This window comes from Bacillus sp. SLBN-46 (assembly GCF_031453555.1).
In the GTDB taxonomy this organism is placed as follows: domain Bacteria; phylum Bacillota; class Bacilli; order Bacillales; family Cytobacillaceae; genus Neobacillus.
The window spans coordinates 1,451,038-1,462,809 of the sequence record NZ_JAVIZM010000001.1; the positions used below are offsets into that span (position 1 = coordinate 1,451,038).

Annotated in this window: 17 protein-coding genes; 15 read left to right on the forward strand and 2 right to left on the reverse strand. The window is 38.3% G+C overall.

From position 1 onward, the window contains the following. Positions 1–99: 99 nt before the first annotated feature. Entirely contained in the window at positions 100–339 is a 240-nt protein-coding gene (locus QFZ87_RS07295) for a YuzB family protein (protein WP_308084102.1), read from the forward strand. Between the two features lie 131 nt (positions 340–470). Beyond that, a complete protein-coding gene (erpA, locus tag QFZ87_RS07300; protein ID WP_309859658.1) occupies positions 471–836 on the forward strand; it encodes an iron-sulfur cluster insertion protein ErpA in 366 nt (121 codons plus the stop codon). Between the two features lie 36 nt (positions 837–872). Here the strand turns inward: erpA and QFZ87_RS07305 are convergent, their stop codons facing one another. Next, positions 873–1,871 carry an NAD(P)/FAD-dependent oxidoreductase gene (locus QFZ87_RS07305; RefSeq protein WP_308082654.1) on the reverse strand — a complete coding sequence of 333 codons (999 nt, stop codon included), beginning with the start codon at positions 1,869–1,871 and terminating at the stop codon, positions 873–875. Positions 1,872–2,341: 470 nt separating this feature from the next. Between QFZ87_RS07305 and QFZ87_RS07310 the strand changes: the two genes are divergently transcribed. The 9 genes from QFZ87_RS07310 to kapD all read left to right on the forward strand — a co-directional run bounded on the left by QFZ87_RS07310 (position 2,342) and on the right by kapD (position 8,924). Beyond that, positions 2,342–3,559, forward strand: a complete 1,218-nt coding sequence (locus QFZ87_RS07310; RefSeq protein ID WP_309867694.1) for an NAD(P)/FAD-dependent oxidoreductase — start codon at positions 2,342–2,344, stop codon at positions 3,557–3,559. A gap of 87 nt (positions 3,560–3,646) precedes the next feature. Beyond that, positions 3,647–4,141 (forward strand): NUDIX domain-containing protein, encoded by a 495-nt coding sequence (locus QFZ87_RS07315; RefSeq protein ID WP_309859662.1) that lies wholly within the window; start codon positions 3,647–3,649, stop codon positions 4,139–4,141. A 156-nt stretch (positions 4,142–4,297) separates the two neighbouring features. Continuing rightward, positions 4,298–4,423, forward strand: coding sequence for a YuiA family protein (locus QFZ87_RS07320; protein ID WP_309867696.1), 126 nt, complete (start codon positions 4,298–4,300; stop codon positions 4,421–4,423). 140 nt (positions 4,424–4,563) lie between these two features. Continuing rightward, positions 4,564–4,887, forward strand: coding sequence for a YuiB family protein (locus tag QFZ87_RS07325; protein ID WP_309859664.1), 324 nt, complete (start codon positions 4,564–4,566; stop codon positions 4,885–4,887). 117 nt (positions 4,888–5,004) lie between these two features. After that, a complete protein-coding gene (locus QFZ87_RS07330) occupies positions 5,005–5,616 on the forward strand; it encodes a 3D domain-containing protein (protein WP_309859667.1) in 612 nt (203 codons plus the stop codon). 109 nt (positions 5,617–5,725) lie between these two features. Then, positions 5,726–7,231: a leucyl aminopeptidase gene (locus QFZ87_RS07335; protein ID WP_309859669.1), complete on the forward strand. Its 1,506-nt coding sequence runs from the start codon at positions 5,726–5,728 to the stop codon at positions 7,229–7,231. A 120-nt stretch (positions 7,232–7,351) separates the two neighbouring features. Continuing rightward, complete coding sequence (locus tag QFZ87_RS07340; protein WP_309859675.1) at positions 7,352–7,600, forward strand: hypothetical protein; 249 nt, start codon at positions 7,352–7,354, stop codon at positions 7,598–7,600. Between the two features lie 123 nt (positions 7,601–7,723). Beyond that, entirely contained in the window at positions 7,724–8,107 is a 384-nt protein-coding gene (locus QFZ87_RS07345) for a hotdog fold thioesterase (RefSeq protein ID WP_308082663.1), read from the forward strand. Between the two features lie 190 nt (positions 8,108–8,297). Then, positions 8,298–8,924, forward strand: a complete 627-nt coding sequence (gene kapD / locus QFZ87_RS07350; RefSeq protein ID WP_309859678.1) for a 3'-5' exonuclease KapD — start codon at positions 8,298–8,300, stop codon at positions 8,922–8,924. A 38-nt stretch (positions 8,925–8,962) separates the two neighbouring features. On the opposite strand, the gene kapB is transcribed toward kapD, so the two are convergent. Beyond that, positions 8,963–9,343, reverse strand: a complete 381-nt coding sequence (gene kapB, locus QFZ87_RS07355; protein WP_309859681.1) for a kinase-associated lipoprotein KapB — start codon at positions 9,341–9,343, stop codon at positions 8,963–8,965. A gap of 119 nt (positions 9,344–9,462) precedes the next feature. Between kapB and QFZ87_RS07360 the strand changes: the two genes are divergently transcribed. From QFZ87_RS07360 to QFZ87_RS07375, 4 genes are all read left to right on the forward strand, one after another. After that, on the forward strand, positions 9,463–10,203 hold the full coding sequence (locus QFZ87_RS07360) for a peptidylprolyl isomerase (RefSeq protein WP_309859684.1): 741 nt from the start codon (positions 9,463–9,465) through the stop codon (positions 10,201–10,203). A 90-nt stretch (positions 10,204–10,293) separates the two neighbouring features. Further along, positions 10,294–10,506 carry a hypothetical protein gene (locus tag QFZ87_RS07365; RefSeq protein ID WP_309859687.1) on the forward strand — a complete coding sequence of 71 codons (213 nt, stop codon included), beginning with the start codon at positions 10,294–10,296 and terminating at the stop codon, positions 10,504–10,506. A gap of 95 nt (positions 10,507–10,601) precedes the next feature. After that, the gene (locus QFZ87_RS07370) at positions 10,602–11,150 is read left to right on the forward strand and encodes a superoxide dismutase family protein (protein WP_309859689.1); all 549 of its coding nucleotides are present in this window, start codon (positions 10,602–10,604) and stop codon (positions 11,148–11,150) included. 138 nt (positions 11,151–11,288) lie between these two features. Next, positions 11,289–11,741 carry a polyadenylate binding domain-containing protein gene (locus QFZ87_RS07375; RefSeq protein WP_309859691.1) on the forward strand — a complete coding sequence of 151 codons (453 nt, stop codon included), beginning with the start codon at positions 11,289–11,291 and terminating at the stop codon, positions 11,739–11,741. Positions 11,742–11,772 lie beyond the last annotated feature (31 nt).

The following is an 11,772-nucleotide window of genomic DNA, read 5'->3' on the forward strand; positions in this document are numbered from 1 at the left end:
ACATTTTTCATACTATTCTTGACAGTGAACCCTAGAACATGGTAATTGACGAAGAGGTTGAAATAGAGTAGCATATCTAGGTGTGGAGAGGTGAAACTAGTGATTCAGCCTATCATTGAATTTTGTATAAGTAACTTGGCAAATGGTGCTCAAAAGGCACTTGAAAAATTACAAAAAGATCCTGATTTGGATATTATCGAATATGGATGTCTCGGATATTGCGGGAAATGTGCCACTACACTTTATGCTCTAGTGAACGGAGAGGTCGTTACTGGTAACACAGCAGATGAATTGGTTGATAATATTTACCAATATCTAGAGGAAAATCCGATGTTTTAACTAAAGGGAGCAAGCCGCTTCCTTTTTTTCTTAAATAGAATAGATTATAGTATGTGAATCTTAACAGTTGAGTCCTGTAATTGTAGTGTATATACTATATAAAAAAACTCAGGTAAAGGTGGGGAATTTGAATGAGTAAGGAAGTTGTTATAGTAACTGAAGCAGCAGCACTTCATATTAAAGAAATGATGAAGCATAACGAGGAAGAAGGTGCACTCTTACGTGTTAGCGTAAAAGGGGGCGGATGCAGCGGTTTATCCTACGGGATGGGCTTTGATCATGAGGTAAATGAAAATGACCTTCAACTCGAACAGCATGGGATTCAAGTACTTGTTGATAAAGAAAGTGCAGCTATCCTCCAAGGGACAAAAATTGACTATAAAGAGTCCATGATGGGCGGAGGCTTTACGATTGATAATCCTAATGCCATCGCTTCATGCGGATGCGGTTCTTCGTTCAGAACAGCAACTGCTACAGGAACTCCGGAAGAATGCTAGGACAAGAAAAAGGCGCCCATTGGACGCCTTTTTTTATCATTGTTTAAACATTGAAGAACTGTGTAATGGTTGTGCTTTTGCCTTTGGATCAATGTATGTTTTGGCGTTATTAACAGCTGTTGGCGCTTCACCAAAACCACAAGCAATTAATTTCACTTTTCCATCATAGGTACAAATGTCTCCAGCAGCATAAATGCCAGGTGTATTTGTTTCCATTTTTGAATTAACAAGGATGGAATTCTTTTCAATTTCAAGACCCCATTCTTTAATCGGTCCAAGGGAAGAAACAAACCCATAATTACAGATAACAGCATCTACATCAATTGTTTCCTTTTCTTCACCATTTACCGTGGAAAGAACCACTTGTTTAATTCCGTTCTCATCGCCAATTAATTCAGCAGGCACGTATGGAGTTTTCACATCCACTTTTGAATTGTAAAGGTTTTCAACACTATGTTCATGTGCACGGAACTTATCGCGACGGTGAACAATTGTTACCTTTTCAGCAATTGGTTCAAGCATTAATGCCCAGTCAACTGCAGAATCTCCGCCACCGAATACGACTACCTTTTGACCAGCAAACTGATTTAAATCCTCTATGAAATAGTAGAGGTTTTTATGTTCATATTGCTGTGCACTTTCTAATTCAAGACGGCGCGGTTGGAAAGCCCCATTTCCAGCAGTGATAATAACAGTCTTTGAATAATGCACTTCTTTATTAGTTGTTAATTTGAACGTTCCATCTTCTAGTTTCTCTAACTTTTCAACAGATTGCTCAAGAGCGATAGAAGGGTCGAACTTGGCCATTTGTTCTTTTAGGTTATTAATTAATTCTTGAGCACGGACTTTTGGAAAGCCAGCTACGTCATAAATATATTTTTCCGGATAAAGAGCCGATAACTGTCCACCAAGCTGTGGTAAGCTTTCAATGATTTTCACTGATGCTTGTCTCATACCGCCGTAAAATGCAGTAAATAGACCAACAGGGCCTCCTCCGATTATTGTAATGTCATAAACCGTTTGATTTTCTTGCACTCCGTATCCCCCCAACTAGTAGTAACAAACTCCACTCACTATAATATCATAAAACTAGAAAATCCTCACAACTTTCTAGCAATTATTCAGAGTAGGAGTAATTTTTAAATAATAAAATATTGGTCATAATGGGGCCGATTTTATAATATTGTTAAGGTAAATATTTTAAAAATACGCTTGAAAATAGTGTTAAAGTAGCATAAGATGTAATGTGGATATATTGTTAACATTTTGTGACGAAAAAGGCACATTTATGTGAATGATGTAACAGGTTCAACTATTTAGTCAAGTTTATTTATTTTATTCATTCCCTATGTGCTTACTAGTTTGTTCTTTTTCTTTGAAGCCATTCGTGAATAATATCACATACATTTTTACTCAAAGCAAAATAAAAATGGCCTAAGCAGTGGAAGATAAGAAAAAGAGAAATTTATTCAAAAATATTATTATAAAAGGTGGAAGTGATCACTTTGAGAAAGCCTAAAATCGTTATTATCGGTGCTGGTTACGGCGGACTTATGACAACAGTTCGTTTACAAAAGTTAATCGGTGTAAATGAAGCAGATATCGTATTAATAAATAAGAACGACTACCATTATGAAACAACATGGTTACACGAGGCGTCTGCTGGTACATTACATCATGATCGTGTTCGTTATGATATTAGAGATGTCATTGATCGTAGTAAGGTTGATTTTGTTCAAGATACGGTGGTTGAAATCAACAGAGAAGAGAAAAAGGTTATTTTAGACAAAGGTGAAGTCGATTATGACTACCTTGTGATCGCCCTTGGAGGCGAGCCTGAAACGTTTGGAATCAAAGGCTTAAAAGAATATGCATTTGGAATTACCAATGTGAATTCTTCCCGTCAATTACGTGAACATATTGAATATCAATTTGCTACGTACAATATGGAAGAAGAAAAGAACGACAATCGCTTGGTTATTGTTGTTGGCGGAGCAGGATTTACAGGAATTGAATTCCTTGGTGAGTTAACTAACCGTATTCCTGAATTATGTCATGAATATGATGTTGATTTCCATAAGGTAAAGATTATCTGTGTGGAAGCTGCACCAACGGTATTACCAGGATTTGACCCAGAGCTTGTAAATTATGCGGTTTCTCAACTAGAGCGTAAAGGCGTTGAATTCCTTATTGGAACGGCGATTAAAGAAGCAACTCCTGAAGGTATTTTTGTAGCTAAAGGAGAAGAGGAAACACGCGAAATTAAGGCTGGCACAGTTGTTTGGGCAGCAGGTGTACGTGGTAATGCGATTATCGAAAAGTCTGGTTTTGAAGCAATGAGAGGTCGTGTAAAAGTACAATCTGACTTACGCGCACCTGGACATGATGATGTATTCATTATTGGTGACAGTTCTCTTGTAATCAATGAAGAAATCAATCGTCCATATCCACCAACCGCACAAATTGCTATGCAGCAGGGCGAAGTGGTTGCGCGAAACTTAGCAGCACTAGTTCGCAACAAATCTGAACTTGAATCCTTCACATTCGACAATAAAGGTACAGTATGTTCCCTTGGCGAAGATGATGCAATTGGTGTAGTATTTGGTAAAAAAATAACTGGTGCTAAAGCATCCTTCATGAAGAAAGTAATCGACAATCGTTCTCTTTATATGATTGGCGGAGCAGGCCTAGTGTTGAAAAAAGGTAAATTTAACGTATTTTAATTCCCTTTAAGAAAAAGGACAGAGAATCTTCTGTCCTTTTTTTGTTATAGTAGATTAAATAGTTTAGTTTACGAAGGGAGTGTTGGTATGAGTAGTCGTGAAAAACGAGGGAAGGTGTGGTTGGCTGTTTCTGGATTAGTGAAATCTAGTGAAGGCCATTGGCTCGTGGTAAAGAAGAGATACGGGGGCTTAAAGGGGCAATGGTCTTTACCTGCAGGTTTTGTTGAGGAGGGGGAAACCGCTGACGAGGCTGTGATTAGGGAAGTGAAAGAAGAAACCGGAATCAGCAGTAGTGTTAAGGGGCTAATTGGATTAAGAACAGGTGTATTAAAAGGGGAAATAAGTGATAATATGCTTGTATTCTTGCTTGATCCCGTGGAACAGGAAGAAAGAATCATACATCAGGAGAATGAGCTGTATGAAGCAAAATTTATAGCTCCACAAAAATTGCTTCTGGAAAAGGATGCCTCCATTCTTTTACATTATTTAATTGAACAAATGGAATTAACTAGTAAGCCCGGTGTAGATGATTTAAACCCTGGAAATCAATTTGGATATACAGCCTATAAATTATTTTTGTAATTTTTAGAAAATTTAAGCAACACTTAGAAAATGAAAGAAAACTTACAATGTATCCGTTTTCTTTGCCTTATTTGGTGAATTTTCACTCTTTTCTTTTTCCTCATTCCTTGATATATTATCAGAAAATTAAGTTAATATTTTAAGGGGATGATCATGATGACAGTGAAGAGCGTAGATACAAAAAAGTGTGATTATTGTTTAGGTAATGGATATTTTCAATTATTACTTGGAGGATCGGAAACTTGTTCCTGCTGTGGCGGTTCAGGTAAGAAAAAAGACTAAAGCTTTTGAGAATGATAATAAAATGCTCTACATTGCTTCTTCGGATCACTTCGAAGAGCTTTTTTTTGTCTGTTTTTGTGTTGACTCCCTTTTAGACATTCAGTACACTAAAAGTTGATGTATAAAGGGAGGAATCTCGGATGCAAATGAGCATTGTGGTGTTAATCATATCGATTGTGCTATTTTTTGTCTTATTTTTTGGAATTGGGTTTATCCTTAATATGCTGCTAAGAATGTCATGGGTAATGGCTATAGTGTACCCTGTAGTGGCAATTTTAATTGTAGATAAAGTCCGTTTTGTTGAATATTTTACAAATAGTAAAGTGGCCTTTCAGGAACTAGGGCAAAAGTTCGGTTCTTTAGCCACTGCAGATATTCTAATATTAATAAGTGGGTTAGCAGGGGCCATTGCTGCTGGTTTTACAATTAAGTTATTACGTAAAAATGGATATCAGATGTTCTAAGACTTTTTGCCTTAAGGTAAAAAGTCTTTTTTGTTTGCTGGAAAAAATTTCTCACTTCTTTTTTGAATATTTCCCTTCAGCTTGGGAATGAATATTTTGGGAGGAGTGAAAATTTTAATGAATAAAACAAAAAATTGGATTAAACGATTTGCTCTTGTATGTCTATTCTTAATGGCATTATTAGCAACCTTCCAATCCATCTCTGGCGTAAATGCAAGAACTCTAATTAATCATTTTGCGTCTGGACTTTCTGTAAGTGAAACTGCTTCAAACACAACGTCGCCATCGTTAGAGGATGCTTTTGATTGGTCAAAGTACCCTAAACATACAGTTACGGCCACAGGATATACAGCAGGGATTGAATCAACAGGTAAGAGCAAAGGACACCCCGAATATGGAATTACCTATTCCGGTGTAAAAGTAAAACGTGATTTATTCTCCACTGTTGCAGCTGATTTAAACGTTTTCCCTATTGGTACGATCCTATTTGTTCCAGGCTATGGATATGGGGTCGTCGCGGATAAAGGAGGAGCCATTAAAGGAAATGAGCTCGACCTTTATTACGAAACGGTTGAGGATGTTTATAACAAATGGGGCAAAAAACAGGTCGACGTGTATGTTGTTCAAAAAGGGAATGGTAAGCTCACTGAGGAACAGCTGCAGGCTTTAAATGAAGATAAGGCTCTGCAGGTTTTTCGTCAGCAGTATACAAGCTCAGAGAAAAGGTAAGAAACAGGCCCTGTGCCTGTTTTTTTTTTATAGGATAAAAATTTAGAATATCGAAATAAACAAACCTTTTCGATATAATAGAGAAGACTAACATGGAGGTGGAGTGGACATGTTTCACGTTAAACAAGAGTTGGATTTTACAACAGAGCATGAAGGTTTGGTTATCGGTTTGTTTGATAAACCCGAGAAATTTACTGGATCATTAGCCAATCTTGATGAGAGGTTTGATGGACAGCTTACCGAATTGGTTAAGTCCGGTGACCTTTCAGCAAAATTAAAAAGTATTACAAAAGTACATAGCTTTGGAAAAATTGCAGCAAAGCGCATTTGGTTTGTTGGATTAGGAAAAGAAAAAGAAGTATCCTTTGAAAAGGTTAGAGCCGCATTTGGTAAACTATTCAAGGAGATTAAAGCAAGTAAGCTTGTAGAAACAGCCATTTACTTAGATTCGTTTATTACAGACAAAGTAGATGCTTTGGATGCAGCACACGCATTAAGTGAGGCGTTTTCGTTATCTACCTATCAATTCGAAGGCTATAAGCAAAAGTCGAATGAGCCAGAGAAAAAATTAGAAAATCTGACTGTTTACTGTAACACTAATGAAGAAGATTTACAGGCATCATTGAATGTTGGTTATGCTTTTGGAAAAGGGACTAACTCGGCAAGGACACTTGTGAACACTCCAGGTAACTTACTAACTGCAAGTGATATGGCGAACTATGCTAAAGAGCTTGCAGCCAAGTATGATTTCGAACTGGAAATCTTAGATAAAGCAGAGATTGAAAAGCTTGGCATGGGTGCATTTCTTGCGGTTAATCAAGGGTCTACGGAGCCGCCTAAAATGATTGTTTTAAAATATCAAGGAAAAGACGAGTGGAAGGATGTCATTGGTCTTGTTGGAAAAGGGATTACCTTTGATACCGGTGGCTACTCGATTAAAACAAAGGCTGGAATCGTGGGCATGAAAACAGACATGGGCGGAGCGGCTGCTGTCCTTGGTGCTATGGAGATTATCGGAGAAATAAGACCAGAGCAAAACGTTGTAGCAGTCATTCCTTCAACAGATAATATGATTAGCGGTGGGGCGTTTAAGCCAGATGACGTCATTACGTCTATGAGTGGGAAAACCATAGAGGTGCTAAATACAGATGCAGAAGGCCGTCTTGTGCTAGCAGATGCTGTTACATATGCTAAGCATCATGGGGCGGATTATTTAGTGGATGTTGCCACATTAACTGGTGGCGTTATCACTGCACTAGGTCTGCATACAACAGGTGCAATGACGAACCATGAATCTTTATATGAACAAGTACTGGAAGCTTCGATGGAAGCGGGAGAAAAGATGTGGCAATTGCCGTTGTTTGACACCGAGATTGAACGTGTAAGAAACAGTAAAGTAGCTGACTTGAATAACTCTCCTGGCAGTGAAGGTCATGCATTAGTCGCTGGTGCGTTTATTGGCGAGTTTGCTGAAGGGACTCCATGGGTACACCTGGATATTGCAGGAACGGCTACTTCTTCGAAGGACTATGACCTGGGTCCAGCAGGTGCAACAGGAGTTATGACGCGTACGCTTGCTCTATTTGTTGAACGATTTGAACCGATTGGAAAATAAACTGGAGAAAGCTTCATAATGGATTTAGAGGATCACATACGCTTTTGCCCACTCCAAACCCCATCCTTTTGCATATGCAATAGTGTAGGCAAGTATAGATGAAAAAGGAGGTAATGGTGTATGTACCCTTATCGAAGCCCGTACCCGGTACACGATCAACGTTTTATTGGCTTTGGATTGCCGTTAGCGATAGGTGGACTTAGTTTTCTAGGAGGTTTACTAGGAGGCGGATTAGGAGCATCTTTTGCAGCTCGCCCTTTTTATGGCGGCTTTGGCTACCCAGGTTTCGGCTACCCAGGTTTCGGATATCCGCCAATAGGTTATCCACCTGTAGGCTATCCTCCTATGGGATTCCCAGGTTATTATTAAGAACAAGTTAAAAACAGCTCTCGAGGCTGTTTTTTTCGTTTAGGTAATTGATAAAAAAAGGAAATTTCTAAGAAATGGAGAATAGGTTTAGATAGAAAAGATCTAAATACCGGAGGGATAGAAATGATAAAGGACACATTAATTGAAGCGCTCGGAATAGAGATTACTCAATTGGGAGAAGGGAAAGTCACTGCCACAATGCCAGTAGACGAGCGAACTCGCCAGCCATTTGGATTATTACACGGAGGCGCATCTGTTGCCTTAGCAGAAACAGTAGCAAGTATTGGAGCTTATGAATTAGTGGATAAAGAAACAGAGGGTGTGGCTGGATTAGAAATAAACGCAAACCATGTCCGTCCGAAAACCGAAGGAGTGGTTACGGCAGTAGGGACAGTTCTGCACCAAGGGAAATCAACGATGGTTTGGGATATTAAAATTACAGATGAACAAGACCGACTAATTTGTGTTTCTAGATGTACAATGGCAGTAATTAAATTAAAAAAATAAAACAGTAACCAAATAAAGAATGGGACTTTTTCCATTCTTTTTTATGTCTATTGTACAAAAATTTAAAAAATTTAGATTGGATTCATGATATAATCAAAGATATAAAAAAAATAGAAAAAAAGCACAATTTTTTGTACAGGTTTCTTTATATAATGATAGTAAGATGGAAACGAATGGTGGTGATAGTAAAATGAGAACGAAGAAACAATATTTATTTATTGATTTTGAGTTTACAATGCCTGAAAGAAATATGCGTATGAAGGACTTTTTTGCGGAAATCATCGAGGTTGGAATAGTTGCCGTAGTTGATGATGAGGTTACGGAACAATTTTCATCCTATGTTACACCACTTAAATTCCCAAAACTATCAGAACGCTGCAAATCATTCTTACATATTTCACAGCAGCAGGTCGATAAGGGGCTATCAATTTATGAACTTATAAAAAAGCTGGAGGAGTTCAATAAAAATAACTATGATACCTCTATTGTTACTTGGGGAAATATGGATATGAAGGTCTTACGGCATAATTGTTTACAGGCGGGTATGGCATTTCCTTTTAAGGCGGCAGCTGAATTAGACTTGTCTATGGAATATAAACGGTTCTTTGGTGATCAAAATCAAACCGGCCTATGGAAAGCTGTTCAGGAATATGGCAAAGAAGGGACAGGCAGGCACCACCGGGCATTAGATGATGCCTTGACTACCTACAATATATTCAAACTTGTTGAAAAGGATAAACGTTACTTGGAAAAACCAAAACCAACAACTATTGGGGATCGTATTGATTTTTCAAAGCTATTAAATGAATTTGCATAAAAGGCCAAATCATTCAAACTGATTTGGCCTTTATTATTCTATAACTTATAATCTTTTTCTAATGCTCCGAGCGCCTTTAAGCTCATTTCAGCCCATTCTGATGGAGCTACCTCGAGGTCTTTTTTCATTTTGGCCATAGCTTCTTTTAATGATTCCTGATAATCAGGGATCTCACCTTCAAATTTTTTAACCATCTGTTTCGGAATATTAGCTTGCTCCCTAAAGGCAAGTGCCCGTCTTTCATGGAAAATAAGAACATCAGCATCCTTGGGATTATGTAGATCACCTTGCATCGGGTGTTTAAGAACACCCAAAACTCTTACTAAATAATGCTGAGGGCGAACTTCCGTTAATTCCCCAATATATTTCCCAGTTTTATATATACCTGTAACAATATCACCAATTTGTAACTCCGACACACTCATCACTCCTCCATCTAATTGTTTCTCCTTTCATTTTATAAGAAAACATAGTAAATTAAAAACAATGTGTGAAATAATATTCATTCGTTTAAAGTGGATAATTGGAGGGAAGCTAAATGAGTAAGAAATTGCAAATAATTGTCACATTAATGACAATCGTTCTAGTATTGGCAGCATGTGGGACAAGTGCAAACAAGGAAGAAGCAAAAGTGAAGACTGCCACGCCAAAAACAGAACAAAAGAAAGGAGACGAACCAGTGTCAAATACAGTGTATCCTCAGTTAACTACTGAAGTGGCTGAAAATGAGAAATTAGTTGAAATGGATACTTCCATGGGGAAAATCAAAATTAAATTATTCCCAGAATATGCACCAAAAGCAGTTGAGAACTTTGTGAAACATAGTGAAGAAGGGTATTACGACGGACTTATTTTTCATAGAGTGATAAATGACTTCATGATTCAGGGTGGAGACCCTAATGGAAATGGAACAGGTGGAGAAAGCATTTACGGCAATCCATTTGAAGATGAATTCTCTAATAATCTTTTCAATTTACGCGGAGCCCTTTCAATGGCTAACTCTGGTGCGAACACAAATGGAAGTCAGTTTTTTATTGTTCAAAAGACCTCTCTAGATCCATCTATGAAATCGGAAATGGAAAAAGCAGGTTATCCAAAAGAGATGATAGAAGCCTACGATAAAAATGGTGGAACACCATGGCTTGATCATAAACATACAGTTTTCGGTCAAGTGATTGAGGGGATGGATATTGTTGATAAGATTGCCAATACCCCAGTAGATCCAAAGGACAAGCCAGAAAAAGACGTAATCATCAAAAAAATTACCGTTTTAAAATAAGCGTAACTGTAAAATGATTCATTGGTAAGAAACGTTTTTTGTTGCTATAATTACTTTTTAGAGCCATTCCTTTTAGAAAGGGAGAGAAAAATGTTTCTACCATCCGTTCTATCATTGTTTTTATATTTTCCGGAAGATAAATCAGAGTATATTCCTGCATCCATTACGTTTGCTATCTTTTTAATAGGTGCTCTTCTGACGATGAGATTCATCATTAAGATTTCCAAGCGTGAGGCTCAGAAGGCAAAAGAGCTAGAGGAACAAATACTAAAAAATAATCAATCCAATCAGAGAAACAGTTAACCATTGCTGTTTCTTTTTTATACAAATAGAGATGAATAGGTCTCCCCACTCAAGCCCATACTAAGCGCAAATTGTCTATCATTGGGGGAGTACATATGAAAAAAAGCTGGATTATTATACCACTTCTTTTGCTGACAGGATGCATGGAAAAGGAAATAAAAAAACTGGATGTTGAAATGTTCAATGCTTCGGGAGACTCACTAGGAACAGTTTCATTGGCCGAGCAATCCAGCGGTGTGAAAATGTCGGTAAGTTTAAAGGGTCTGCCAGCTGGCGAGCATGCCATTCATATTCATGAAAAGGGGAAATGTGAAGCACCTGATTTTAAATCAGCAGGTAATCATTTTAACCCAGAAAAAAAAGAACATGGGCTCCTTCATCCCAAAGGGGCACATGCTGGAGACTTGCCAAATTTAATTGTAGAGGATAGTGGGTCTGTTACGGCAGAGCTGATGGCGCCAAATGTAACGTTAAAGAATGGGAAGAAGTCGTTGTTTACAAAAGAAGGAACATCTATTGTCGTCACCGAAGGGAAGGATGATGGGATGACCCAGCCAACGGGTGACTCTGGAAATCGAATCGCTTGTGGTGAAATTTCAAAGAATAAACAAGGACAAAAAAAGGCGCAGGAAGAAAAAGAATAAAACTGAAAGCTATCTCTATCAGGGGATAGCTTTTTTGTGTATGTCCTCTTAAAAAAATTTATTCATAATGGGTAGGAATCTAAGCTTATCCAATAAGTGAGACATAAACTACATAAGAGACGGTAAGGAGGCGATAAAATGGACAAAAGACAATTTGGCGGATTCCCAGGACAAATGGGTTACCCACAAATGGGGGGCTATCAGCAACCTGGATTTGGACAAATGGGGGGCTATCAGCAACCTGGATTTGGACAAATGGGGGGCTATCAGCAACCTGGATTTGGACAAATGGGAGGCTATCAGCAACCTGGATTTGGACAAATGGGAGGTTACCAGCAGCCTGGATTTGGACAGATGATGGGAGGCTATCACCACCATCACGGCTATCCACAAATGATGGGAGGCTTTCCTCAACAAATGGGAGGCTTTCAACAACCGATGATGGGTGGGCAGCAAACAGACTTTCCACAAATGATGGGTGGACAGCAACCTGGATTCCCACAAATGATGGGCGGGCAACAGATGGGTGGATCGACTCAAGGGCAGAAACCACCATCAATGGGCGGTCAACGAAAAAAAGACAAAAAATAATAAGTGTCATCTGAATTATAGGTAAACCTGT